Raw genomic sequence first — 25,636 nt, forward strand, 5'->3', positions numbered from 1 at the left:
GGGAGCCTGTGTCAGACTGGCTCGGATGTCCTTCATGCTACCGTCCGTGTCGCCGAGCGCCCGGAGCGTCGTCGGGGTGGCGGGCGACCTCTTCGCCGCGCTGCGGGGCGAATCCGAGGTGCTGCCTCCTGCGGACTCCGTCGTCCTCGTCGTGATCGACGGGCTCGGGGCGATCAGCCTTCGCGGACACGCGGGCCACGCTCGTGCTCTGACGACGGGGATGGCGAAGAAGGATGTGGCGCAGTCGGTGTTCCCCTCGACCACCGCGGCCGCGCTGACCAGCATCGTCACGGGGGTGTGGCCGGGGGAACACGGCCTCGTCGGGTACCGGGTGCTCGATCGGAGCCGAGACGTGCTCGTGAATCAGCTCAGCGGCTGGGAGACCGACGGCATCGATCCGCTGGTCTGGCAGGCGTCTCCCACCATCTTCGAGCGCGCCGTCCACCGCGGCCATGAGAGCTTCGCCGTCGGGTTCGCCGGCTACGCGCACAGCGGGTTCACGAAGGCCACGCTCCGCGGTGCCGAGTTCGTCGCCGCGACGACGGCGGCGTCACGGATCGAGGTGGCGTACGAGCTCGCGCAGTCGAATCCCGGATCACTCGTCTACTGCTACCTTCCCGAGGTCGACAAGGCCGGTCACAAGAACGGCATCGCGTCGCGGGAATGGGTCGCCGCATTGGAGGACGTGGACTCCGCGCTGTCAGCCCGCGTGCCTCCAGGGGTCGGAGTCCTCGTCACATCGGATCACGGCATGGTCGACGTGCCGCCGAACCGGCAGGTCGTGCTGGAGGATGCCCATCTCGAGGGTGTCCGTCATGTCGGCGGGGAACCCCGCATGCTCCATGCCTACGTGGAGCCGGACGCGGATGCAGCAGCGGTGGCGGCACGTTGGCGGGTTGATCTCGAAGGTGTCGCCGATGTCGTCAGCCGCGACGAGGCGGTCCGAGCAGGCCTGTTCGGACCCATCGTGACCGAGGCGGCGGCCTCGCGGGTCGGCGACCTGCTGGCCATCGCTCGTGGCACGTGGGCGGTGTACGACGGCACGGCTTCGGATCAGCGGGGGCGCGGCATGATCGGCCAGCACGGCGCGCTCACGCCCGAGGAGCGCCAGGTTCCGCTGATCCGTCTGGGTGCGTTCGCCCGCTGAAACGCCCGGGAGAAGCTCGCCTCAGGCGCGCTTCACTCGTCGGTGCGTGCTCCGAAGACGATCTCGTCCCAGGAGGGCATGGCGTTGCGCCGACGCCTCCTGCCGCTGGAGTCGCCGGAATCCGATGAGTTGGTCGGAGCCGCCGGCTGGGGGGCTTCCGGTTCCTCGCTCGGCTGCTCGAAGCTGTCGAACAGGGAGATGGGGCTCGGGTCGGAGCGCTCGGTGTCGTCGGCCTCATCGAGCAGCGGTGCGGTCTCGCGCTGGCCGCGCCGACGCCGCAGCGCCTCCAGGAGGTCGGCCGTCTCGGGGCTGGTCGTCTGTGAGGCAGGGGCACGCTTGATCGCGGCGTCCTGCGCGGCGAGATCGGAGCGCTCGGGGAGCGAAGGATCGTCGACCTCCGTGTCCGTCGCGGGCAGCAGGCGGGGACCGAAGGCTCCCGAGTCGAAGCGACTCTCGTCTTTGTACGGGGAGGTGACCCGATCGGCCTCGACCGCTCGCAGGCGCGGGATGAGTCCTTCGGGAAGAGCGCCCTGCCGGGAGAGCTGCGTGGCATCCGCGTTGAGTGGCGACAGCGCACTGCGTCGCGGATCGAAGTTCCAGCGCGCGTCGTGCTCGACGTCGTTGGCGGTGAACTCGAGCTTGATGATCCAGCCGGAATCCTCCTTCCAGCTCGCCCAGCGTTCCGACGTGGCCTCGACCTCGTGGAGCTTGGCGCGGACGGCGACGCCGAATGTCGGCTGCGCATCGGGTTCCACCTCGCTCCCGATGAGCACGGGCACGGCGAGGGCCTGTCCGATGATGTGCTCGCGCTCGGCCAGGACGGGTCCCTCGAAGCGGGCGACGTCGTCGACGCTGATTCCGAGGAGCTCGGCGACCTCGATCGCGGTGAGACCGGCGCGGATCTGCGCCTGGATGTCACGCGGACTCGCGGCCATCTTCTGCGCGGTCGGTTCGGCCTGCCGCGTGGCGCGACGGATCTCGCGCTGCAGCACGTCGTCGATGGGCAGCGCGAACCGCTCGCCCGACTCGGTCGCGAGTACGAGGACTCCTGCTTCTGTGCCGACGATGGTGACGTTTTCCATGCGAATGCCCCTCTGATGGGTGTCCGTTCATGGTGTCACGCGGGGGGCGCCAGGGCCGGGAATAGCCTGGGCGTGCCGTGAGTTTGCTCTGTCGCACGGACGAGCATTTGCGTTATCCCCTCCGGTCGTGCAAACTATGGCCGCCGAATACCCGACGGCGCACCACCCACTCGCACCATGAAAGTGGAGATCTACCGCATGGCAACCGATTACGACGCCCCCCGAAAGAGCGAAGACGACTCCGAGTCGATCGAAGCCCTCAAGGAGCGTGTGCCGGACAAATCCTCCGGCTCAAGCGGGGACGAAGACTCCGACAACCCGTCGAGCTTCGACCTTCCGGGTGCCGACCTCTCCGACCTCGAGCTCGACGTCGTCGTGCTGCCCGCGCAGCAGGACGAATTCACGTGCATGAGCTGCTTCCTCGTGAAGCACCGCTCACAGCTCGACCACGAGGGTGCATCCGGACCCATCTGCAAGGAGTGCGCTGCGTAAGCAGTCCTCCGAGCGACGTCTCACGCGCCCCCGACCGTCGCGGTCAGGGGCGCGCTGTCGTTGTGCCTGGGATCCCGCCGTCAGGACTGGGCAGCGCGGATGGCGGCGGCCAGCCGGTCAGGAGTGCGGGTGGAGATCGTCCATGCGTCGACGGGATCGTCCACGTCGAGGTTCGGGACCACCACGACGCCGTCGATCCCTCCGCGGATCAGATGCCATCCGCGTGCAGGGAGTCCGGGTCCACGAGCCTGGCGGGCGTCTTCGCCGGTCAGTGCCACGGGGTCGCCCAGGAACTTCGCATCGATCTGGGCCCGCCCGGCACGCAGCGTGGTGCCCTCGACGGCGACGACCGGTGTCGCGGCGATGAACCCGAGCACCAGCAAAGCCGAAACAGCCGCGCCGAGCATGAGCGCGACGGTCGAGCCGATCGGCACGAAGACGAGTGAGACCATGGGCCCGGCCACCGCGACGGTCACGAGCAGCCAGAGGCTGGGAGCGAGCCGTTCTCGGTAGTGGGGACGTGCGTCTGTAGCGGGGTTCTGCATTAGCCTCATGGGGTGACCGATTCCGTTGATGTCCCCATTATCGCCGCTGTGGTCCCCGGATACGCGCATCCGGGAGACGCCGGCGCTGATCTGGTGGCCGCCGAGGCCGTGCACCTCGAGCCGGGGGAGCGCGCCCTCGTGGCCACGGGGGTCAGCATCGCCCTGCCCGACGGCTACGCGGCGTTCGTCGTTCCACGCAGCGGCCTCGCCGCCAAGCACGGGATCTCGATCGTGAACTCGCCCGGAACGGTCGACGCGGGTTATCGCGGTGAGATCAAGGTGAGCCTGATCAACACCGATATCAAGAGCGCGTACGATGTGGCGGTCGGCGATCGCATCGCGCAGCTGGTCATCATGCCGGTCACGCGCGCCACGTTCATCCCGGTCGACGAGCTGCCGGACAGCGTCCGCGGCGCCGGTGGATTCGGCTCCACCGGATACCAGGCAGGGCTCCACCAGAACGAAGCAGGACAGGCCAATGACTGACAACAACGAGACCCCTTCGAAGTCGGCACCGCTCAACCGTGCCACCGACGGCCCTTTCGACGACTCCGAGGCGAACCCGGTCCGTCCGTACATCGACCTCGGCGGCATCAAGATCCTGCCCCGCGAGGGCCTGAACCTGCGGCTCGAGGTCGAGGAGCAGTCGAAGCGCATCGTCGCGGTCGGTCTCGACTACGCCGACTCCTCCCTGCAGGTGCAGCCGTTCGCCGCTCCGCGCTCCGGAGGGCTGTGGGATGAGACCCGCGTGCAGCTGCGCGACCAGGTGAAGGCGCAGGGCGGCCGTGTCGAAGAGCGCGAAGGCCCGCTGGGCAAGGAGCTCCTCGCCGAAGTTCCCGCCACGGCGGCAGAAGGATCCGGTCTGCGCCTCGCGCGCTTCATCGGCATCGACGGCCCGCGGTGGTTCCTGCGCGGGGTGATCGGCGGCGCCGGCGCCTCCGACCCGGACGCGGCCACCAAGGTGGAAGACCTCTTCCGATCGATCGTGGTCGTCCGCGGCGGCTCCCCGATGCCGCCGCGCGACCTGATCCCGCTGAAGATGCCGGCGACCCCGGGTTCCGCGTGAGCACTCCGGAACCCGACGCCGAACGCGAGAAGAGCACCTCCGAGATCCTGGGCGAAGCTCTCGGCAGCGCTGCACGACGTGCCGGGCTGGACCCTGCGGAGAGTGCGAGCACGCACAAGGTCGTCTGGTCCGCGATCGGCGGGGTGCGCGGCATCCTCGAATCGGTGCTGCCCAGCCTCGCCTTCGTCGTCATCTTCACCATCCGCCCCGAACCGCTCATCCTCTCGCTCGGGATCTCCGTCGGACTGGCCGCGGTCTTCACGATCGTCCGCCTCCTGCAGAAGTCACCGCCGTCGGCCGCGATCGGCGGACTCGTCGCCGCCGTCGCCGCGGCCGCGCTGGCGCTGTGGACCGGGCGTGGCGCCGACAACTTCGTCCCCGGGCTCATCACGAACGCGGTCTACGGATCGGTCATCCTGGTCTCCGCCCTGATCGGCTGGTCGCTGATCGGCCTCGCGGTCGGATTCCTGATGGGGGAGGGCACCACCTGGCGGAGCGACCGCCGCAAGCGCCGCGCCTACTTCTGGCTCGGCATCGCGTGGGCCGCACTGTTCTTCGCCCGCCTGGCCGTGCAGCTGCCGCTCTATCTCGCCGGCGACGTCACGGCGCTGGGCACGCTCAAGCTGATCATGGGACTGCCGCTGTTCGCCCCGCTCATCGCGGTCACCTGGCTGGTCGTTCGTGCGCTGCATCCTCGCACGCCTGCGCGCGAGGATGCCCCCGAGGCGTGATAGATTTATCTTGACATCAAGATAAATCGCAGGCTTTCGCCGGCGAGCTGCGCGGAGCAGACTGGTTAGGTCCGCCTTGCTAGCCGCAGGGGCTCGCCGGCGAGCAAGATGGAGGCGCCTGTCGCTCCCATCCGAATAGAAGGAGACGGATTCGTGTCCACGGTGAACAGCTTCGGTGCCAAGAGCACCCTGACAGTCGGCAGCACCGACTACGAGATCTTCCGCATCGACACGGTGCCCGGTTTCGAGAAGCTCCCCTTCAGTCTCAAGGTCCTCCTGGAGAACCTTCTTCGCACCGAGGACGGCGCGAATGTGACGAAGGCGCAGATCGAGGCGCTGGGTTCGTGGGATGCCGCGGCAGAGCCCAACACCGAGATCCAGTTCACGCCGGCACGCGTGGTCATGCAGGACTTCACCGGTGTTCCCTGCATCGTCGACCTCGCCACCATGCGTGAGGCCGTCACGGCACTCGGCGGCGACGCGAACAAGATCAACCCGCTCTCGCCCGCCGAGATGGTCATCGACCACTCCGTCATCGCCGACCTGTTCGGCTCGGAGAACGCCCTCGAGCGCAACGTCGAGATCGAGTACGAGCGCAACGGCGAGCGGTACCAGTTCCTGCGCTGGGGCCAGACCGCGTTCAGCGACTTCAAGGTCGTCCCGCCGGGAACCGGCATCGTGCACCAGGTGAACATCGAGCACCTGGCCAAGGTCATCTACGACCGCGACGTCGACGGCGTGCTCCGCGCCTACCCCGACACCTGCGTCGGCACCGACTCGCACACCACCATGGTCAACGGCCTCGGCGTGCTGGGCTGGGGCGTCGGCGGCATCGAGGCCGAGGCCGCGATGCTCGGCCAGCCCGTGTCGATGCTGATCCCGCGCGTCGTGGGCTTCAAGCTCTCGGGTGAGATCCCCGCCGGCGTCACCGCGACCGACGTCGTGCTCACGATCACCGACCTGCTGCGCAAGCACGGCGTCGTCGGCAAGTTCGTCGAGTTCTACGGCGAGGGCGTCGCCTCGGTGCCGCTCGCCAACCGCGCCACCATCGGCAACATGTCGCCGGAGTTCGGCTCCACGGCCGCGATCTTCCCGATCGACGACGTCACGCTCGAGTACCTGCGCCTGACCGGCCGCAGCGAAGAGGCCGTCGCGCTGGTCGAGTCGTACGCCAAGGAGCAGAAGCTCTGGCACGACGCCGCGCACGAGCCGATCTTCAGCGAGTACCTCGAGCTCGACCTCGGCACCGTCGTGCCGTCGATCGCCGGACCGAAGCGCCCGCAGGACCGGATCCTCCTGTCCGAGGCGAAGTCGCAGTTCGAGCAGGACATCCTGAGCTACGCCTCGCCCTCGACCTCGGACTCGATCGTCGACCTCGAGTCGAAGCATTCGTTCCCGGCGTCCGACCCCGGTCAGGTCCCCGGCGACGAGGAGCCGACCACGCGTCCGGTCCACATCAACAGCGGCGCTCCGGCGAACGCCTCCAAGCCCGTGCCGGTCACGACGCCGTCGGGGGAGAAGTACATCCTCGACAACGGCGCCGTCACGCTCGCGGCCATCACCTCGTGCACCAACACGTCGAACCCGTCGGTGATGATCGCCGCGGGTCTCGTGGCACGCAAGGCGCTCGAGAAGGGCCTGAAGCAGAAGCCGTGGGTCAAGACCACGCTCGGCCCGGGCTCGAAGGTCGTCACCGACTACTACGAGAAGTCCGGACTCGACAAGGACCTCGAGGGCCTCGGCTTCTACACCGTCGGCTACGGCTGCACGATCTGCATCGGCAACTCCGGTCCGCTGATCGAAGAGGTCTCCGAGGCGATCAACTCGCACGACCTCGCGGTCACCGCGGTGCTCTCGGGCAACCGCAACTTCGAGGGGCGCATCAGCCCCGACGTGAAGATGAACTACCTCGCCAGCCCGCCGCTCGTCATCGCGTACGCGCTGGCAGGTTCCATGCACTTCGACTTCGAGAACGACCCGCTCGGCAAGGGCTCCGACGGCAACGACGTGTTCCTCAAGGACATCTGGCCGACGCCGGACGAGGTGCAGGAGATCGTCGACTCGTCGATCTCGCGCGACCAGTTCATCAAGCAGTACGCGACCGTGTTCGACGGTGACGAGCGCTGGCGCAGCCTTCCCACCCCGGATGACGCGATCTTCCAGTGGGACGAGAACTCCACCTACGTCCGCAAGGCGCCGTACTTCGACGGCATGACGATGGAGCTCACCCCGGTGAAGGACATCGAGGGTGCGCGCGTCATGGCGACGCTCGGCGACTCGGTCACGACCGACCACATCTCGCCCGCCGGCAACATCAAGCCGGGTACCCCTGCTGCGCAGTACCTCACCGAGCACGGCGTCGATCGGAAGGACTTCAACTCCTTCGGCTCGCGTCGTGGAAACCACGAGGTCATGATCCGCGGCACGTTCGCCAACATCCGTCTGAAGAACGCCATGGTCGCGGCGGTCAACGACGGGCAGGTCGTCGAGGGCGGATTCACCCGCGACTTCACGCAGCCCGGCGGCCCGCAGTCGTACATCTACGACGCGAGCATGAACTACCAGGAGCAGGGCACGCCCCTCGTCATCTTCGGTGGCAAGGAGTACGGTTCCGGTTCGTCGCGCGACTGGGCGGCGAAGGGCACGAGCCTGCTGGGCGTCAAGGCGGTCATCACCGAGAGCTTCGAGCGCATCCACCGCTCGAACCTGATCGGCATGGGCGTGGTCCCGCTGCAGTTCCCCGCCGGCGAGAGCTGGGAGTCGTTGGGTCTGGACGGCACGGAGATCGTCTCGATCTCGGGGCTCGAAGAGCTCAACAACGGTGTGACCCCGAAGACGGTCAAGGTCACGGCCACCCCGAGCGAGAACTCGCCCGAGGGCAAGCAGCCGGTCGAGTTCGATGCGGTCGTCCGCATCGACACCCCCGGTGAGGCGGACTACTACCGCAACGGCGGCATCCTGCAGTACGTGCTGCGCTCGCTGGTCTGATCGCAGCGGACGAAGGGGCTCTGGTCTTCGGATCCGAGCCCCTTCGCCCTGTCAAGGGGGTGGGTGCTCACCGAGGTTTCTCCGCCTGTCGGGGTAGGATCTAGAGGCGCCCGCACCCTTGCCGGGCGCTTCTGACGGAGCCTGTGAGGAGGTGCAGATGCCCATTCTTCCGAGCATCTCAGGACCCCGTGATCTGGACGCGCTCACGACCGACCAGCTGGCCGAGCTCGCCGCGGAGATCCGCGCCTTCCTGGTGGAGAACGTCTCCCAGACCGGTGGTCACCTCGGCCCGAACCTCGGCGTCGTCGAGCTGACGATCGCGCTGCATCGCGTCTTCTCGTCGCCGGACGACCCGTTCATCTTCGACACCGGGCATCAGTCATACGTGCACAAGCTCCTCACCGGTCGACAGGACTTCTCCGGACTGCGGGTGCGCGGGGGCCTCGCCGGCTATCCGCAGCGCGGCGAGAGTGCCCACGACGTCGTGGAGTCCTCGCATGCCTCCAGCTCGCTCAGCTGGGCCGACGGCATCTCCCGGGCGTTGACGGCGACGGGTCGCGCAGATCGTCATGTCGTCGCCGTCGTCGGCGACGGTGCGCTGACCGGTGGCATGACGTGGGAGGCGCTCAACAACATCTCCGACGACAACGACCGCAACCTGGTCATCGTCGTCAACGACAACGGACGTTCGTACGCACCCACGATCGGCGGGATGTCGCGGTATCTGAACCGCGTACGCACCGCGGCGGCATACAAGGACCTCCATCAGCGCTCCGATCGACTGTTCCGCGCGTTCGGTCCGGTCGGCCGCGCGGTGTTCCGCGGTGTCCGTGGGGGCACGCACGGCTTCCTCTCGCGGTTCACCAACAACGAGGCGCTCTACTCCAATCTCGACATCAAGTACCTCGGACCGGTCGACGGTCATGACCTCCCCGCGCTCCTCGAGACGCTCGATCTGGCGAAGTCGTACGGCGCTCCGGTCATCGTGCACACGATCACAGAGAAGGGCCGGGGCTATCAGCCGGCGCGTGATGACGAGGCTGACCAGTTCCATGCGGTGGGGAAGATCGACCCCACGACCGGTGAGACGCTGTCGTCGGGCGGTCGTGGCTGGACGGACGTGTTCTCGGACGCCCTGGTCTCGGTGGGAGAGCAGCGGAGCGACGTGATCGCGATGACCGCGGCCATGCTGCGTCCGACGGGGCTCGCACCCTTCGCCGAGCGCTTCCCCGATCGTGTCTACGACGTCGGAATCGCCGAGCAGCATGCGGTGGCATCCGCCGCCGGATTGGCCTACGGAGGTCTGCACCCCGTCGTGGCTCTCTACGCCACCTTCATGGGGCGGGCGTTCGACCAGGTGCTCATGGACGTCGCTCTGCACCGCGCGGGCGTCACCTTCGTGCTCGACCGTGCCGGGGTCACCGGTCCCGACGGCCCGAGCCACCACGGCATGTGGGACCTCGCGATGCTGCAGATCGTTCCTCACATCCGCATCGCCGCCCCTCGTGATGGGGCACGCCTGACCGAGGCTCTCGGCGAGGCCGTGGAGGTCGACGATGCTCCGACCGTCATCCGTTTCCCCAAGGGCGAGGTCGCGGCCGATCTTCCGGCGATCGAGAGGCTGGAGGATGGGGTCGATGTGCTCGCCCGCGGCGAGTCCGAGGACGTGCTCATCGTCGCCATCGGACCGTTCGCCGAACTCGCTCTCGATGTGGCCGACCGTCTCCGCGCCCAGGGGATCGGGGCCACGGTCATCGATCCGCGGTGGGCGATCCCGGTGCAGCCGTCGATCGTCGAGCTCGCTGCTCATCATCGCCTGGTGATCACCCTCGAGGACGGCATCCGGGTCGGCGGCATCGGCACGCGGGTCCGCCAGGTGCTTCGCGAGGCAGGCATCGACACGGCCGTCGACGAGCTCGGCCTGCCCGATGAGTTCATCGACCACGCCTCTCGCGACCAGATCCTCGCCGACGCGGGCCTCACCGCCCCGAAGATCGCGCAGGACATCGTGGCGCAGGTGCTGGGAACCAGGATCCCGAAGGCGCGTCATGCCGGCGAGACCGGGGCGATCGATCTGCCGCTGCACGAGCGCCGCTGAGCATCACGCGCTCGACAGAACGACGACCGTCTGACGTCAGTTCAGCGCGTGCAGGGCGGCGACGGCCTGTGCGCCGCGGTCGACGTCTCGAAGCGCCGCGGAAAGCAGGTATCCGTCGGTGAGCGCATCGCCGGTGACCATCACTCGGACGAGTTCGACGCCGCAGGCTCGTCGCACCTCCTCGGCGCTGGCCGCGATCACCCTCGTGTTGATCTCATCGTTGTGGGGCAGTTCGTTCCCGTCGATCCCGCGGATCACGTCTCTCAGTGCCGCGCCGACGATGTTGGAGACGCGTTCCTTGACGTTGACGACGTCGAGCTCGAAGACGCGCAGGTCTCGACCGGTCGGTATGGGTCGCCACTCGAAAGAAGCATGCACCCGGTGCTGATGTCCACTGGCACCGCCCATCTCTCGGACCGGGAGGTCGGTCGCGCGGCAGCGCACATCGATGAGCCTGTACCAGTAGAACAGCGGGAACGCTCCGTGCGAGCCCGGGTCCAGAACGACGACCTCCCCGACCGCACCTCCGCGGTTCCTCGGACGACGCTGCGGACGGTTGCGGATGATCGGCTTGCCGTTGCGCGTCCGGATCGCCGCCCAGCCCTCGTCGACGGTGACGATGAAGAGTTTGAGCAGGGCGGGGAGGACCAGGAGCGTGGTGAGGATCGCCGTGCCGGTCTTCAGCAGTCCCGACATCCCCTTGCCGCCCAGCATCGTGAAGAGCATGTCCATGTCACCACTGTGCAGGATCGCGGCGTGACGGCGTGCCATCGGGAAGCATCGGACGGGGGAGTTCATGCGCTGTTCCGCTCGCGTTCCCCGCGACGCCGTGCCCAGGATACGCCGCGCTCGGGATTCGCCGCAGGGGGTCAGGCAAGGTCGGCGAGAGTGCGGGCGACGACGTCCTCCACCGCTGCGCGGCAGCGGACGCGATCGGCGTCCACGAGTCCGATGCGGGTGCGCCGGTCGAGGACGTCGTCGACGGTCATCGCGCCCTCCGCGCGGACGGCGAACTCGACCTCGGCGGTGGTCAACGCCGTCGCATCATCCAACACCTCGTCGGAGGCGGGAACCGCTCGATCGACGAGCCGCAACGACGCCGTGCGGCTCGGCGTCGTCGGTAGTCCGCGCGTCCGCACCGCGAGGTCCACGGCATCTTCGGCCATCCGGCGATAGGTGGTCAGCTTTCCCCCGAGCACCGTGACGAACCCCATCTCGGATGCCGTCACAAGATGGCGGCGCGAGACATCGGCGGTCGAATCCATCCCGCTGTCGACCAGCGGACGCAGGCCGGCGAAGGCGCCGCGCACCCTCTCTCGACCCAACGGTGCGCCGATCACGCGATTGAGGTTTTTCAACAGGAAGTCGATCTCGGGCTCGGTCGGCTGCGCGACACGCGGCACGACCCCGGGAGAGTCTTCGTCGGTGAGGCCGACGATCACCCGTCCGTAGGCCTGGGGCAGCGCGAAGACGTAGCGACTGATCGATCCCTCGTGCGGGATGGTGAGCGCTGTCGACGGTGCACCCAGGTCGGCGGCGTCGAGGACGATGTGCGTGCCTCTGCTCGGGCGCACTCGGATCGTCTGGTCGAGCGCTCCCGCCCAGACGCCGGTTGCGTTGATGACGGCGCGGGCTCTGAACTCGAACCGCTCGCCTGTCGTCGTCTCCTCGACGGACGCGCCGTCACCGCGCAACACCACCGCACGGACCCGGGTGAGGATGCGGGCGCCGAGAGACGCTGCGGTGCGGGCGACGGTCGCCACGAGCCGTGCGTCGTCGACCAGCTGACCGTCGAAGGACAGCATTCCGCCGCGGAGCCCGTGCGGATCGAGTGCAGGCACCAGACGGGTGGCGGAGCGCGCGGACACGAGAGCGGGGGCGGGCAGTGTCGTGCGCGTGGTGTGCGCACGCATGCGGAGCAGGTCGCCCAATCCCATCCCGACGGCGCCCGCAGTGCGCTGGCGGAGTGTGACTCCACGGGAGAAGGGCAGGAGTTGCCCGAGCGGGCGGATCAGATGCGGGGCGATCGTGGTCATCAGGAGATGCCGCTCGTGTGCGCTCTCTCTCGCGGTCGCGATGTCACCGGTCGCGAGGTAGCGCAGGCCGCCGTGCACGAGCTTCGAACTGAACCGGCTGGTCCCGAAGGCGAGGTCCTCGGCTTCGATGAGCGTCACACGGAGACCGCGGGAGGCGGCGTCCAGGGCGACTCCCACGCCCGTGATCCCTCCTCCGACGACGAGCACGTCGACCGTCTCGTCGGCTGCGCGTGCGAGTTCGATCCTCCGTCGCGCGACGTTGAGCGCGGATGATTCCCGGGTCATGGGCGTAGCAGTCCGTCGAGTGCGGCTCGCAGTTCGCGCTCCCACGCGCTCTCGGAGATGATGTCGGCCACCGTGCCGTGGGAGAGGACCGCGGACTGCGCGATGAGCAGCAGCATGACAGCGATCTCCTCGGGCGCGCCTCGTCTGACCGATCCGTCCGTCTGCGCGGCGCGTATGGCGGTGGCGAGCCAGCGCAGGATCATGCGCTGGCTCGATCCCACGCGCTGCAGGGTGTACCGGGTGAATGCCTCGGGCTCGTCGGCGAGCAGCCGGCTGTAGAGCGAGTCGTTCCGGAAGAGCATGGTGAAACGGAGCACGTCGTCGACGAGGGCGGTTCGGGTGCACGCATCCGCGGGGAAGGTGCTCAGGATGCCGGCGACGCGGCGCAGCAGCGCGGCGCGGACGACATCGTCCGCATCGCTCCAGTTGCGATAGATCGTGGGGCGACTGAGATCGGCACGGCGGGCGAGTTCGGCGATCGTGACGCCGTGTACGCCGCGACGCTCGATCAGCGAGTCGGCGGCGTCGAGGATCCGCGTCTGCGTGGCGTCCCACAGAGGTTGACGTTCTTCCATGATGTGTCACACTGTAACGCATGGGCCAAGACAATGGCAGGGTCGATGCGGACCCGTCGATGAGATGGAACGGCTGGGGCGATCCGGCCAAGGCGAAGGACCTGCCTCTGGCGGTGCGAGCGCTGCTGCCGATGCTGCTGGGGCGCGTGCGCAAGCCCCGGCCGGCCGTCGAGCTCGCGCACGTGCAGCTCGAGCCTTCGCGGTTGACCGCTGAGGACCACGCGGCATTCAGTGCCGTGGTCGGCCCGGCGAACGTCGATGACGCCCCCGAGTCGCGCATCCGTCACGCGGGTGGGCGCTCGACACCCGACCTCCTCCGTCGTCGCGAGGTCCACCAGGACGCCCCGGACGCCGTCCTCCGTCCCGCCCACCACGACGAGGTCCGCGCGTGCCTCGACATCGCGGTCGCCCGAGGGGTCGCGGTGGTCCCCTTCGGCGGCGGCACGAGCGTCGTCGGAGCGCTGGACCCCGAGCGGGGTACGCATCATGCGGTCGTGAGCCTCGACCTGCGACGTCTCAGCGGTCTGATCCGGCTCGATGAGATCAGCGGCGAAGCCCTGCTGGCGGCGGGGACGACGGGGCCGGAGGCGGAAGCGTCGCTGTCCGCGCGCGGCTTCGAGCTCGGCCACTTCCCTCAGAGCTTCCGCTACGCCACGATCGGCGGATTCGCGGCGGCCCGGTCCTCGGGGCAGAACTCGGCCGGCAACGGACGTTTCGACACGATGGTGACCGGGCTCAGAGTGGCGACGCCGACCGGAGACATCGAGCTCGGGCGCTCGCCCGGCTCCGCCGCAGGACCCGATCTGATCAGGGTCTTCCTCGGCTCCGAGGGCATCTTCGGTGTGATCACAGAGGTGCGGGTGCGGGTGCACCCGATCCCGCGTGATCGGGTGTTCGAGTCCTGGTCCTTCCCCGACTTCGCCGGCGGCGCGGAGGGTCTGCGCCGCGTCGCGCAACAGGGTGACGGGCCCACCGTCATCCGGCTCTCCGACGAGGCGGAGACGGCGGTGAGTCTCGCGCAGGTCGGCAAGATCGGCAAGGCTCTCGCGAAGGGCGCGAGCGTGGTGACCGTGTACGAGGGGCCCGGTATCGCTGAGAGGCGTGCCCGTGCCGGTGTCCAGCTCGCTGCTGCCGGCGGAGTGTCGGCGGGCGAAGGCGCCGCGGAGGAGTGGCTGAAAGGTCGATTCGACGGCCCCTACCTGCGGGATTCGCTGCTCGACGCCGGAGTCTTCTGCGAGACGCTCGAGACCGCGACGACGTGGTCGAATCTGCAGACGCTGCGTTCGGCGGTCGAGTCTACTCTCAAAGACGGCTTCGGGGACGCCGGGGCGAAGTCGTATGTCATGTGCCACGTGTCCCACATCTACCCGACCGGAGCATCCTTGTACTTCACCGTGCTCGCCGGCCTCCGTTCGGACCCAGTCGGTGTGTGGGGCGCGGTGAAGGCGCGTGTCAACGACGCGATCATCGCCTCGGGTGGGACCATCAGCCATCACCATGCGGTCGGCCGGGATCATGCGCCCTGGCTCGGTCACGAGATCGGCGAGACCGGCATCCGCATCCTCCGTGCGATCAAGCGCGAACTCGATCCGTCGGGCATCCTGAACCCCGGCGCCGTGATCCCCGCCGAACGGGCCCACTGACGTGGCCGAGCACATCGCCGTGCTCGCGAATCCGTTCTCCGGCAAAGGCCGGGGCGGGCGAGCGGCAGAGTCGGCTGTCCGGCTTCTCCGGGAGCGCGGCGCCGAGGTGCGCGCGTACGCGGGCGCATCCGCCGCGGACACCGCTCGGCTCGCGGTGGCCGCGCTGGCGGACGAGCCTCGCCTCCTCGTGGTCGTCGGTGGTGACGGCACGCTCTCCGGCGTGCTCGACACGTTGTGCGCTGCCGACGTCCCCATCGTTCTGGTGGCCGCGGGCACGGGGAACGATCTCGCCCGTGCCCTCGGGCTCCCGCGCAGTGACGCCAGGGCGGCCGCCGATCTCGCTCTCACCGGCGTGCCGCGGGCGATCGACGTCGGCGTCGTCCGCACGGCGCTGGGCAGCCGGAAGTTCCTGACCATCGCGGCACTGGGATTCGACGCGAAGGTCAGCGACCGCACCAACAGACTCCGCTGGCCGCACGGTTCTCCTCGCTACTACCTCGCGCTGCTCATCGAACTCGTGCGGCTGCGACCGATGGACTTCACCCTCGCCGTCGACGGAGAAGCCGCCAGGAGCGCGCCGGGTACGCTGATCGCCGCCGGCAGCACCTCGAGCTACGGGGGTGGGATGCCGATCTGCGCCGGGGCCGTCCCCGACGACGGACTCCTCGACATCGTCCATGTCGCGCCGCTGGGTCGACTGCGCCTGCTGCGTCTGTTCCCGCTGCTGCTCCGCGGGACGCATCTCGCGCGCGGTGAGGTCGCGCATCGTCGTGCCCGGTCCGTCACGGTGTCGGCGCCCGGCCTCGTGGTCTACGCCGACGGCGAGCGGATCGGCGAGGATGAGTGCACCATCTCAGTGCTGCCGGGCGCGCTCACGATGATGGTGCCGAAGGAGAGCGATGACTGAGTTCGACGAGGATGTCGTGGTCGTGGGTTCCGGTTTCGGAGGGTCCGTGGCCGCTCTGCGACTGGCGGAGAAGGGCTACCGTGTTCGGGTCTACGAGGCGGGTCGTCGCTTCGAGGACGATGATTTCGCAAAGACCAGCTGGGATGTCCGGCGGTACCTGTGGGCACCGGCGCTCGGCTGCCAGGGTGTGCAACGTATCCACCGACTGCCGCACGTGATGATCCTGGCCGGGGCCGGCGTTGGCGGCGGATCGCTCAACTACGCGAACACGCTGTATCAGCCGGGGACGGCCTTCTTCGCTGATCCGCAGTGGCACGGTATCGCGGAGTGGGAGTCCGAGCTGGCACCGCACTACGCGACGGCGAAGCGGATGCTCGGCGTCGTCGAGCACTACCCGCACACAGGTCCTGTGGAGCGGATCATGGCCGGCGCCGCGGACGATCTCGGCGTGGGGTCGACGTTCCGCCACGCGCCGGTGGGCGTGTGGTTCGGAAAGCCGGGGGAGCGCACGCCCGATCCGTTCTTCGACGGCGAAGGGCCGGACCGCACGGGGTGCACCCTGTGCGGAAACTGCATGGTCGGGTGTCGTGTCGGCGCGAAGAACACCCTCATGAAGAACTACCTCGCCCTCGCCGAGCGTCGAGGTGTCGTGATCGAGCCGCTGCGCACCGTGAGCGAAGTGCGTGAACTCCCGGGCGGTGGATTCGCCGTGACGACGCAGCGCAGCGGGGCCTGGTTCCGGCACGCGCGGCGGACCGTGACCGCCCGGCAGGTCGTGCTGGCAGCCGGGACCTGGGGGACGCAGCAGCTGCTGCACCGCATGAAGGAGTCCGGGGCATTGCCGCGGATCTCGGCATCTGTCGGCCGCCTCACGCGCACCAACTCCGAGGCGCTGGACGGCGCGGTCGCGACGAGTGTCCCGGAATCGCTGCAGCTCGCTCGGGGCGTCGCGATCACGACCTCGTTCCACATCGATGATCGCACGCACGTCGAGAACGTCCGCTACGGTCCGGGATCGAATCTCATGGGTGCGCTGGCGACCGTGCTCGTCCCCGGCGACCGGCCGTTGGGGGTGCGCCTGCGCAGTCTCGGCGCGCAGGTGCTCCGCTCCCCGCTACGGCAGTTCCGCCTCGCGAGCCTCCGTCGCTGGAGTGAGCGCGGAATCATCGCGCTGGTGATGCAGACGGCGGACAATTCGCTCACCCTGTCGCTGCGCCGACGCCTCGGTCGACTCGTGCTGACGAGTGCGCAGGGACACGGCGAGCCGAACCCCAGCTACCTCCCGCAGGCGCACGCGGCGGCCGCGGCGATCGCGGCGCGGGTCCAGGACGAGGGCGGGGTCCCCACTGCTGCGCGGGGCTCCTGGCCGGAAGTGTTCGGGATCCCGCTCACGGCGCACTTCCTCGGCGGTGCGGTGATCTCCGCGTCCCCCGCAGACGGTGTCGTCGATCCGTACCACCGGGTCTGGGGACACCCCGGCCTGCACGTCGTCGACGGCGCGGCCGTTCCGGCGAATCCCGGTGTGAACCCCTCGCTCACGATCACCGCGCTCGCGGAACGGGCGCTGTCCTACTGGCCTCGACGCGGCGCCGACGACTGCCGACCGGCTCAGTCCGCGAACTGAGCCTCGGCGGTCGCGGTCTGCGGCGCCGGGACGTCGAGCAGCGCCCGCGATGCCGTCCAGTACCAGCCGTAGGCGACGCTGATGGCACTCACGCCCAAGAGGGGCAGCGCGATGTACGGCTCGGTGAGGTGGCTCAGCAGGGTGCCGAACTCTTCGGTCTCGATCACAGGCCAGACGCCGACGATCGCGATGACCAGACCTCCGACGACGAGACCGAGCCCCGCGAAGGCGACCAGGTGTCGGCGGATGCCCGACACGGTCCGCAGGAGTCGACCCAGTCCGAAGGCGAGTGGGCCGCCGACGATGGTCGCCAGAGCGGAGATGGCCACGACGAAGAGCAGCTGGAACCATGCCACCAGGATCAGGATCGAGAAGATGCCCTGCAGCGAGCGCGACATGATCGTGAGGACGACGGTCGTCACCACGAGGAACAGCGTGTTGAAGGTGATCCAGGTGGCGACGGCACCGCGCCAGAACTCGCGCCAGAGAAAGGCCATCGGCTGCTGCGCCGTGCGCGGGGACGGACGAGAGGTCATCGCCCCAGGCTAGGCCCCCGTCCGCAGTGGACGACGAAGCGCCCCGCCGGATTCGCGAGGAATCCGACGGGGCGCTTCGTGTGATGATCTTCTCGATCAGCGGCTCTCGACGCCGCGGATCTGCGGGGTGTGGAACGAGCCGTCGAACGCCCGCTCCGATGCACCCTCGCGGTCGAGGTACGGGGAGGCACCGCCATCGATGAACGGCCAGCCGGCGCCGAGGATCAGGCACAGGTCGATGTCTTCGACCTCGGGCACGACGCCCTCGTCGAGCATCAGCTTGATCTCCTGAGCCAGGCCGTCCTGCACACGCTGGAGGATCGTCGCCGCCGAGGCGGGCGTCTTGCCCACAGCGGGCTTGAGGACCTTCTCGGCCTGCTTGCTCCAGCCGACGACGCGTCCGCCCTTGTCCTTCTCCACGACCGCATCGAGCTCGGCGAGGGCGTGGAAGTTCTCGTTGGCGTAGAACCGCTCGGGGAACGCGTGCACCATCGTGTCCTGCACGTGGGCGGCGACCTTCCACCCGACCAGGTCGATGAGCTGGAACGGGCCCATCGGCAGGCCGAGCGGGCCGAAGGCCTTCTCGACGTCGGCGATCGGGGTGCCCTCGTAGACGGCACGTGCCGCCTCGCCCATGACCTTCGCGAGCAGGCGGTTCACGACGAAGCCGGGGGCATCGGCGGTGAGCACAGCGTTCTTGCCCAGGTTCTTCGCGACGACGAAGGCGGTCGACAGAGCGGCGTCAGCGGTCGCCGGCGTCTTCACGATCTCGATGAGCGGCATGACCGCGACCGGGTTGAAGAAGTGGAACCCGACCAGCCGCTCGGGGTGTGCGAGCTTCGACCCGATCTCCTCGACGGACAGCGACGACGTGTTGGTCGCGAGGATCGCATCGTCGGCGACGATCTTCTCGATCTCGCCGAACACCTGCTGCTTGACGCCGACCTCTTCGAAGACCGCTTCGATCACGAAGTCGCAGTCCGCGTAGAGGCTCTTGTCGGTGGTGCCGGTCACGAGCGCGCGCAGCTTGTTCGCCGAGTCGGAGTCGAGACGACCCTTGGCCTCGAGCTTGCCGATCTCCTCATGGATGTAGGCGACTCCCTTGTCGACGCGCGCCTGGTCGAGATCGGTGATGAGCACCGGCACCTGGAGCTTGCGCACGAACAGGAGTGCGAACTGGCTCGCCATGAGGCCCGCGCCGATGATGCCGACCTTGGTGACCTTCTTCGCGAGCTGCTTGTCGGGCGCGCCGACAGGTCGCTTCGCACGCTTCTGCACCAGATCGAAGGCGTACATCGACGCGGCGAACTGGTCGCCCGTGACGAGTTCGGCGAGCGCCTCGTCCTCGCGGGCGAAGCCTTCGGCCTTGGTGCCGCTCTTGGCCTTGTCGAGCAGGTCGAGTGCCGCGTACGGCGACTTCGGCATGGTGCCGATCTTCGACTCGAGCATTCCGCGCGCCATCTTGATCGCGATCGGCCACTTGGTGAGGCGCTCGATCTTGCCCGGCTCGTTCTTGCGCTCGACCTTCTTGCCCCCGAGCACGGCGTCGGCCCAGGCGAGCGAGTTCTCGAGGTAGTTCGCGGCGGGGAAGATCGCGTCGAAGATGCCGAGGTCGAACGCCTGCTGCGGCTTCAGCATCCGGTTCTGCTTGAGCGGGTTGGAGATGACGACCTCGAGGGCGTTCTCGATGCCGATCAGGTTCGGCAGCAGGTAGGCCCCACCCCAGCCGGGGATGATGCCGAGGAAGACCTCGGGCAGTGCGACGGCCGCGGCAGAGGCATCGACGGTGCGGTAGCTGGAGTTCAGTGCGATCTCCAGGCCGCCGCCCAGGGCGAGGCCGTTCACGAAGGCGAACGACGGCACACCGAGGTCGCCGAGCTTGCCGAGCACCTTGTGCCCGAGCTGCGCGATCAGGCGCGCGTTGTCGCGCGAGCCGACCTTGCTGATGTCGGACAGATCGGCGCCGGCGGCGAGGATGTACTGCTTGCCCGTGACGCCGACCGCGTGGATCTCCCCGGCAGCGGCCCGGGCCTTGAGCCCGTCGAGCGTCTCGCCCAGCTGTGTGAGAGTCGCAGGACCCAGCGTGTTCGGACGGGTGTGGTCACGACCGTTGTCGAGCGTGATCAGGGCGAGCACCTTGCCCGATGCGAGACGGATGTCGCGCACGGGGGACTGGGTGATGACCTCGCCGTCGGTGAGCGCCTGGATGGGGGAGAAGTCGATCTCGTCGTAATTCGTCACGTTCGCGCTCACTTCTTCTTCTTGCCGTCGTAGTACGGGTTCTCCCAGATGACCGAACCGCCCTGACCGAGGCCGACGCACATGGCGGTCAGACCGTAGCGGACATCGGGACGCTCGGCGAACTGTGCCGCGAGCTGGATCATCAGACGCACGCCGGATGCCGCGAGGGGGTGGCCGACCGCGATTGCGCCGCCCCACTGGTTGACGCGGGGATCGTCGTCGGCGATGCCGAAGTGGTCGAGCAGGGAGATCACCTGGATGGCGAACGCCTCGTTGAGCTCGAACAGCCCGATGTCGGAGATCGTGAGACCGGCCTTCTTGAGGGCCTTCTCGGTCGACGGGATCGGACCGATGCCCATGATCTCCGGCTGCACACCGGCGAACGCGAACGAGACCATCCGCATCTTCGGTGCGAGTCCGAACTCCTTCACAGCTCCACCGCCGGCGAGGAGCGACATCGTCGCCCCGTCGGTGAGCGGCGAGGAGGTGCCGGCCGTGACGCGTCCGTGCGGACGGAACGGCGTCTTGAGCGCCGCCAGGTCCTCCATCGTGGTCTGCGGGCGGCGGCCCTCATCCTCGGTGGCGAGACCCCATGCTCCGTCGGCGCCCTTGGTCGCGACGGAAACGAGGTCGGGCTGGATCTTGCCGGCATCGTAGGCGGCCTGCACCTTGTGCTGGCTCAGCATGCCGAAGCGGTCGGAGCGCTCCTTGGTCAGGTGCGGGAAGCGGTCGAAGATGCGCTCGGCCGTGACACCCATGTTGAGGGCGCCGGGGTCGACCATCTTCTCCGCGACGAAGCGCGGGTTCGGGTCGGCGTTGCCGCCGATGGGGTGGTGCCCCATGTGCTCGACGCCACCCGCGAGGGCGAAGTCGTACATGCCCACGCCGATCGATGCGCCCATGGTGGTGACACTGGTCATCGCGCCCGCGCACATGCGCTCCACCGCGAGTCCCGGCACGGTCTGCGGAAGTCCGGCCAGGATCGCCACCGAGCGGCCGAGTGTCAGCCCCTGGTCGCCGGTCTGGCTCGTCGCGGCGATCGCCACATCGTCGATGCGGTCGGCCGGGACGGCAGCGTTGCGCTCCATCAGGCCGATGGTCGCCTTCACGGCGAGGTCATCCGCGCGGGTGTTCCAGTACATGCCCTTTTCGCCGGCACGCCCGAAGGGCGTGCGTACTCCATCGACGAAGAAGACGTCCGAGATCTCGGCCACTCTGCCTCCAAGTTAGTGCGTGACCTCAGTCTATGAAGCCCGCGAAACCGGGAGGAATCGGTTGGATCGAACCTACGAAGCCGGCGCGGGGGTCGTGTCCGGCGTTTGCGCTGCTTCTACAAAGGCGGCGGCGATCTTCTGTGCGGTCTGTTCAATCTGCCAGCGTCGGGCCCCGAGGGCGGCCAGTGCAGCGCCGATCTCCTCCGGGGTTTCGCCCGGCAGATCCCAAGCCACGCGACGAAGATACTCCGGAGTGAGAAGGTTCTCCGTCGGCATCCCCAGCTCTTCCGCCACGGCCTCCACGACGGGGCGGGCGGCCTTCAGCCGGGCATCCGCTTCGGGGTTGCGATCCGCCCAGGCGCGCGGAGGAGGAAGCGTGTCGCTCGGGACACGTTCGCGAGGGAGCTCCTCGGTCGTACGCCCGTCGAGGATCGCCTGCCACCACCTGTCGAGCTGGGTGCGACTCGCGCGACCCTGGAACTCCTTGACGCCGGCCAGCGCCTGCTTCGAGGTCGGGTTCGCCATCACGGCGGCGATGAGGGAACGGTCCGGCACGAGACGCCCCGGCGAGACGTCCTGCGCCTGGGCGTATGCCTCTCGTGCCTGCCAGAGGGATCGGGCCACGGCGAGATTGCGCGAACCGCGCACCTGATGGAGTCCGCTGAGCCGGCGCCACGGGTCTTCACGCGGCGGCTTCGGGGCGCGTGCGAGCGTCGCGGCGAATTCCTCCGCGGCGAATGCGGTCTTCCCCTGCTCCTCCAGCTCGACGACGAGGACGTCGTGCACGTCGATCAGGTGCAGCACGTCGAGCGCGGCGTACTCGAGCCAGGAGTCGGGCAGCGGGCGCGTCGACCAGTCCGCGGCCGAGTGCTCCTTCTTGAGCGTGATCCCCAGCGTGTCCTCGACGACCGCCGCCAGTCCGACGCGCTCATGCCCGAGCAGACGAGAGGCGAGCTCGGTGTCGAAGATCACCGGCGGCTCGAGGTGGAGCTCCCGCAACGAGGGGAGGTCCTGGCTCGCGGCATGCAGCACCCACTCGACATCGCCGATGGCTTCTTGAAGCGGTGCGAAGTCGCCGATCGCCGGGGGGTCGAAGAGGAAGACCCCGGCGTCCCGGCGGAACACCTGCACGAGGTAGGCGCGCTGCGAGTAGCGGAAGCCGGATGCGCGCTCCACGTCCACGGCCACGGGGCCGGTACCGGCGGCGAGCACGGCGCAGGCCGCGCGGAACTCCTCAGCATCCGAGATCACGGAGTATTCAGTCACGTACAGCCTTTCGCGCGCCGATCACGGCGATGCCCTCGGAGCCGGGCGGAAGCCCCGCCAGCATTCCGACCAGTTCGGCCCATGCTTCGACGTGCGGTCGGAACGGGCCCTCCGGAGTCCAGGACGCCCGCAATTCTATCTGGGCGCCGTCTCCTTCGACGGCGAGACCGCCGAATCCCTTGGAGAGCGTCTTGGTCGAGGTCCCCGACGCCGAGTGATAGACCGCGTCTCGGGAGTCGAGCGCATCCACCAGCCACGACCACGTGACGTCCGCGAGAAGCGGGTCCGTGCCGATCTCGGTCTCCAGAGGCGCCTGGGCGAAGATCACGATGCGCCACGTGCCTCCCCACGCTCCTGGCTCGTCGGGATCGTGCAGCAGGACGAATCGCCCCGTGCCGTACACGGACTCCCCGTCGCCTTCCGGGCGCACGTCGGCGGCGAGGGCGATGGCGAAGGGAGCGAGGCCCTGTGGGGTCGCGATCTCGCGCACCGTGATGTCATCGCGGAACTCGGTCTCGCGCAGTTCGGCCACGGCGCTCTCGAAAGGCGTCCCGGCCTCGGGATGTGCGGTCACGGCAACAGGCTAGAGTCAGGAAGCGATGAAGAGTCTCAGGCACGCCGTTACGCTCCTTGTCCCCGCCCTGCTCGCGTTCGGCGCGGCGCTGGCCCTCGTCGTGTTCGCCGTCGCCCGCCGAGTCGTCACTCCCATGCGTCGCGCGACCGACACCGCGATCCTCTCGGTGGACACCGGCGCCCAGACCATCGAGCTGCAGCGCACCCTCGACACCGAGCTGCCCGGCCGTTACGGCCTCTTCACGACCGGCACCTACGGCTACGTGAAGCTGGGTGCGGTGCTCAGCGCGGATGGGACGAGCGTGCGCCGCAAGCTCCTCACGCAGATCGAGCCCGGTGCCCGCGTGGACAGGGCTGCGGCGTTCAGCGGGTACTACTACTCCTCGCCCAGCGAACTCCATCTGCGCTGGGAGAACGTGCTGATCGGCTCTCCCGCCGGACCCTGCCCCGCCTGGTACTTCCCGGCCTCTTCCTCGACGTGGGTCATCCAGGTGCACGGACGAGGAGCGACCCGCGCGGAATGCCTGCGGGCCGTGCCCGTGCTGCACGCCGCCGGCCTGCCCAACCTTGTCGTCTCCTACCGCAACGACGGTGAAGCTCCACGCACCAGGGCAGGGGCCTACTCGCTCGGTGCGTCGGAATGGCGAGACGTCGATGCCGCGATCGCCTACGCCCTGCGTCGCGGCGCCGAGCAGGTGATCCTGATGGGCTGGTCGATGGGCGGCGCGGTGTCTCTGCAGGCCGCTGTCACCTCCGGCCACCGGGATCGCATCGCCGGGATCATCCTCGAGTCGCCGGTCGTCGACTGGCGCACGGTGCTGCGGTTCCAGGCGAAGCTGGCCGGGGTGCGACCGCCTCTGCCAGGACTCGCCATGGGCGCACTGCAGATGCCCCTCACCGCTCGTCTGAGCGGCGCGGACGAGCCGATCCCGTTCGATCGTCTGGACATGGTCGCCCGTGCGGACGAGCTGGCCGCGCCGATCCTGATCCTGCACAGCGACGACGACGGCTTCGTGCCGGCAGATTCGTCGCATGCGCTGCAGGCGGCTCGACCTGATCTCGTCACGATGCCCCGGTTCACGGTGGCACGGCATACGAAACTCTGGAACTACGACCAGACGGGGTGGACGACCGCCATCACCGACTGGCTCGATGCGCAGGGACTCAGCGCTTCTGGCTGACCTGGTTCTTCGCGCGCATCAGCATGCCGGTCATGCCGCCGATGCGCAGCGGAGACACCGCCTTGGTGAGCCCGATCGACTGCGGATAGTCGTTCGGGATGGCGAGGACCTCGTCAGCGGTGAGTCCGGTGAGGCCCTGCACCAGGATGCTCGCGAAACCGCGGGTCGTCGGCGCCTCCGGCGGCGCCGACGCGTGCATGGTCACGATGTCGTCGTTCACCTCGACATGGATGTACACCGGAGACTGGCACTCCGCGACGCGCTCGTACATCTCCGGGTGGGCCGCGACCTCGTCGGACACGTCCGGAAGCTCGTCCGAGAATTCGAGCAGCAGCAGGAGACGGTCGGACTCGGGGGTCTCCAGGAAGCCGTCGCGGATCTCGGCGAGGGTGTCAGGAACTTCGCTTGTGCTCATCCCTTCCATTTTCCCATGCTCAGAGCGTCCCGGGCTCCGAGCCGGTGACGATCGGCACACGGACGGCGCTGCCCCACTCTGTCCAGGAGCCGTCGTAGTTGCGCACGTTCTCGAATCCGAGGAGATGCTTGAGCACGAACCACGTGTGGCTCGAGCGCTCTCCGATGCGGCAGTAGGCGACCACGTCGTCTCCATCGGTCAGGCCGGCGCCGTCACGGTAGATGGCGTCGAGCTCGGTGCGACTGCGGAAGCCGCCGTCCTCCGCCACGGCCTTCGCCCACGGCACGCTCTGCGCGGTGGGGATGTGTCCTGCTCGCAGCGTCCCCTCCTCCGGGTATGCCGGTGCGGTGGTGCGCTCACCGGAGTACTCCTCGGGGGAACGGACGTCGATCAGCGGGTTGCCGATGTGATCCAGTACGTCTTCCTTGTACGCGCGGATGGCCGAGTCGTCGCGCTCGACCACGGGGTATTCCGTCGCCGGACGGTTCGTCGCGTCGCGCGTGAGTTCACGGCCCTCGGCGATCCAGCGGTCGCGTCCGCCGTCGAGAAGGCGCACGTCTTCGTGGCCGAAGAGCGAGAAGACCCAGAGGGCGTACGCGGCCCACCAGTTGTTCTTGTCTCCGTAGATCACGACGGTGTCCGAGCGTTCGATGCCCTTGCGGCTCAGCAGCTCGGCGAAGCCCTCTCCGTCGACGTAGTCGCGCACGACGGGGTCGTTGAGCTCGGTGTGCCAGTCGACTTTCACCGCTCCCGGGATGTGTCCCGTCTCGTACAGGAGCACGTCTTCATCGGATTCGACGACCACCAGGCCCGGGGCTCCCAGGCGTTCGGCGAGCCATTCCGTGGTCACGAGGCGGCCGGGCTCGGCATACTCGGCGAACTTGGGGGAGGAGGAATCGAACTCGATGGCCATGGGATCTCCGAAGCGTAGAGCGGACGAGGGGGCGGGTGCGGACGGCGTAGTGTTGATCCGTCCCTTCGACGATAGATC

General features: G+C 68.5%; 23 protein-coding genes. 11 read left to right on the forward strand and 12 right to left on the reverse strand.

Annotation, left to right across the window (positions count from 1 at the left end):
• Window positions 1–25 precede the first annotated feature (25 nt).
• Window positions 26–1,147, forward strand: a complete 1,122-nt coding sequence (locus CQ042_RS08975; RefSeq protein ID WP_258132163.1) for an alkaline phosphatase family protein — start codon at window positions 26–28, stop codon at window positions 1,145–1,147.
• 32 nt (window positions 1,148–1,179) lie between these two features.
• Here CQ042_RS08975 and sepH read toward each other — a convergent pair whose 3' ends face one another.
• Window positions 1,180–2,229: a septation protein SepH gene (gene sepH / locus CQ042_RS08980; protein WP_105670132.1), complete on the reverse strand. Its 1,050-nt coding sequence runs from the start codon at window positions 2,227–2,229 to the stop codon at window positions 1,180–1,182.
• A 198-nt stretch (window positions 2,230–2,427) separates the two neighbouring features.
• Between sepH and CQ042_RS08985 the strand changes: the two genes are divergently transcribed.
• Window positions 2,428–2,721 carry a DUF4193 domain-containing protein gene (locus tag CQ042_RS08985; RefSeq protein WP_028501760.1) on the forward strand — a complete coding sequence of 98 codons (294 nt, stop codon included), beginning with the start codon at window positions 2,428–2,430 and terminating at the stop codon, window positions 2,719–2,721.
• A gap of 80 nt (window positions 2,722–2,801) precedes the next feature.
• On the opposite strand, the gene CQ042_RS08990 is transcribed toward CQ042_RS08985, so the two are convergent.
• Window positions 2,802–3,266, reverse strand: coding sequence for a DUF3093 domain-containing protein (locus CQ042_RS08990; RefSeq protein ID WP_105670133.1), 465 nt, complete (start codon window positions 3,264–3,266; stop codon window positions 2,802–2,804).
• A 12-nt stretch (window positions 3,267–3,278) separates the two neighbouring features.
• Between CQ042_RS08990 and dut the strand changes: the two genes are divergently transcribed.
• From dut to dxs, 5 genes are all read left to right on the forward strand, one after another.
• Window positions 3,279–3,752, forward strand: coding sequence for a dUTP diphosphatase (gene dut / locus CQ042_RS08995; RefSeq protein WP_181157507.1), 474 nt, complete (start codon window positions 3,279–3,281; stop codon window positions 3,750–3,752).
• On the forward strand, window positions 3,745–4,332 hold the full coding sequence (locus CQ042_RS09000) for a DUF3710 domain-containing protein (RefSeq protein ID WP_105670135.1): 588 nt from the start codon (window positions 3,745–3,747) through the stop codon (window positions 4,330–4,332). Before dut ends, CQ042_RS09000 begins: the two co-directional genes overlap by 8 nt.
• Window positions 4,329–5,063, forward strand: coding sequence for a DUF3159 domain-containing protein (locus CQ042_RS09005; RefSeq protein WP_105670136.1), 735 nt, complete (start codon window positions 4,329–4,331; stop codon window positions 5,061–5,063). The genes CQ042_RS09000 and CQ042_RS09005 overlap by 4 nt, the downstream gene beginning before the upstream one ends.
• Before the next feature lie 153 nt (window positions 5,064–5,216).
• Window positions 5,217–8,051 carry an aconitate hydratase gene (locus CQ042_RS09010; RefSeq protein ID WP_105670137.1) on the forward strand — a complete coding sequence of 945 codons (2,835 nt, stop codon included), beginning with the start codon at window positions 5,217–5,219 and terminating at the stop codon, window positions 8,049–8,051.
• Window positions 8,052–8,208: 157 nt separating this feature from the next.
• Window positions 8,209–10,149, forward strand: a complete 1,941-nt coding sequence (gene dxs / locus CQ042_RS09015) for a 1-deoxy-D-xylulose-5-phosphate synthase (RefSeq protein WP_105670138.1) — start codon at window positions 8,209–8,211, stop codon at window positions 10,147–10,149.
• Window positions 10,150–10,185: 36 nt separating this feature from the next.
• Here the strand turns inward: dxs and CQ042_RS09020 are convergent, their stop codons facing one another.
• The 3 genes from CQ042_RS09020 to CQ042_RS09030 form a co-directional block, all read right to left on the reverse strand.
• Window positions 10,186–10,947, reverse strand: coding sequence for an SPFH domain-containing protein (locus CQ042_RS09020; RefSeq protein ID WP_258132165.1), 762 nt, complete (start codon window positions 10,945–10,947; stop codon window positions 10,186–10,188).
• 71 nt (window positions 10,948–11,018) lie between these two features.
• Complete coding sequence (locus CQ042_RS09025) at window positions 11,019–12,470, reverse strand: glycerol-3-phosphate dehydrogenase/oxidase (protein WP_105670139.1); 1,452 nt, start codon at window positions 12,468–12,470, stop codon at window positions 11,019–11,021.
• Window positions 12,467–13,045, reverse strand: coding sequence for a TetR/AcrR family transcriptional regulator (locus tag CQ042_RS09030; protein ID WP_105670140.1), 579 nt, complete (start codon window positions 13,043–13,045; stop codon window positions 12,467–12,469). The genes CQ042_RS09025 and CQ042_RS09030 overlap by 4 nt, the downstream gene beginning before the upstream one ends.
• Before the next feature lie 20 nt (window positions 13,046–13,065).
• Between CQ042_RS09030 and CQ042_RS09035 the strand changes: the two genes are divergently transcribed.
• The 3 genes from CQ042_RS09035 to CQ042_RS09045 are packed head-to-tail and all read left to right on the forward strand — an operon-like array spanning window position 13,066 to window position 17,219.
• On the forward strand, window positions 13,066–14,688 hold the full coding sequence (locus tag CQ042_RS09035; protein WP_258132166.1) for an FAD-binding oxidoreductase: 1,623 nt from the start codon (window positions 13,066–13,068) through the stop codon (window positions 14,686–14,688).
• 1 nt (window position 14,689) lies between these two features.
• Window positions 14,690–15,595: a YegS/Rv2252/BmrU family lipid kinase gene (locus CQ042_RS09040; RefSeq protein WP_105670141.1), complete on the forward strand. Its 906-nt coding sequence runs from the start codon at window positions 14,690–14,692 to the stop codon at window positions 15,593–15,595.
• Complete coding sequence (locus CQ042_RS09045) at window positions 15,588–17,219, forward strand: GMC family oxidoreductase (protein WP_105670142.1); 1,632 nt, start codon at window positions 15,588–15,590, stop codon at window positions 17,217–17,219. The genes CQ042_RS09040 and CQ042_RS09045 overlap by 8 nt, the downstream gene beginning before the upstream one ends.
• Here the strand turns inward: CQ042_RS09045 and CQ042_RS09050 are convergent.
• From CQ042_RS09050 to CQ042_RS09070, 5 genes are all read right to left on the reverse strand, one after another.
• Window positions 17,204–17,755, reverse strand: coding sequence for a hypothetical protein (locus CQ042_RS09050; protein WP_105670143.1), 552 nt, complete (start codon window positions 17,753–17,755; stop codon window positions 17,204–17,206). The two genes, CQ042_RS09045 and CQ042_RS09050, sit on opposite strands and share 16 nt — an antisense overlap.
• Before the next feature lie 96 nt (window positions 17,756–17,851).
• Window positions 17,852–19,996: a 3-hydroxyacyl-CoA dehydrogenase NAD-binding domain-containing protein gene (locus CQ042_RS09055; RefSeq protein WP_105670176.1), complete on the reverse strand. Its 2,145-nt coding sequence runs from the start codon at window positions 19,994–19,996 to the stop codon at window positions 17,852–17,854.
• An 8-nt stretch (window positions 19,997–20,004) separates the two neighbouring features.
• A complete protein-coding gene (locus tag CQ042_RS09060) occupies window positions 20,005–21,210 on the reverse strand; it encodes a thiolase family protein (RefSeq protein WP_105670144.1) in 1,206 nt (401 codons plus the stop codon).
• Between the two features lie 72 nt (window positions 21,211–21,282).
• Entirely contained in the window at window positions 21,283–22,476 is a 1,194-nt protein-coding gene (locus tag CQ042_RS09065) for an HRDC domain-containing protein (RefSeq protein ID WP_105670145.1), read from the reverse strand.
• Window positions 22,469–23,050 (reverse strand): DUF3000 domain-containing protein, encoded by a 582-nt coding sequence (locus tag CQ042_RS09070; protein WP_105670146.1) that lies wholly within the window; start codon window positions 23,048–23,050, stop codon window positions 22,469–22,471. Before CQ042_RS09070 ends, CQ042_RS09065 begins: the two co-directional genes overlap by 8 nt.
• Window positions 23,051–23,075: 25 nt before the next feature.
• Between CQ042_RS09070 and CQ042_RS09075 the strand changes: the two genes are divergently transcribed.
• Window positions 23,076–24,230 carry a S9 family peptidase gene (locus CQ042_RS09075; protein ID WP_105670147.1) on the forward strand — a complete coding sequence of 385 codons (1,155 nt, stop codon included), beginning with the start codon at window positions 23,076–23,078 and terminating at the stop codon, window positions 24,228–24,230.
• On the opposite strand, the gene CQ042_RS09080 is transcribed toward CQ042_RS09075, so the two are convergent.
• Window positions 24,214–24,645 (reverse strand): SufE family protein, encoded by a 432-nt coding sequence (locus tag CQ042_RS09080; protein ID WP_105670148.1) that lies wholly within the window; start codon window positions 24,643–24,645, stop codon window positions 24,214–24,216. The genes CQ042_RS09075 and CQ042_RS09080 overlap by 17 nt on opposite strands.
• A 19-nt stretch (window positions 24,646–24,664) precedes the next feature.
• Entirely contained in the window at window positions 24,665–25,558 is an 894-nt protein-coding gene (locus CQ042_RS09085; protein WP_105670149.1) for a sulfurtransferase, read from the reverse strand.
• Between the last annotated feature and the right edge of the window lie 78 nt (window positions 25,559–25,636).

Origin of the sequence: Microbacterium sp. MYb62 (assembly GCF_002979475.1) — a bacterium.
Taxonomy (GTDB): Bacteria; Actinomycetota; Actinomycetes; order Actinomycetales; family Microbacteriaceae; genus Microbacterium.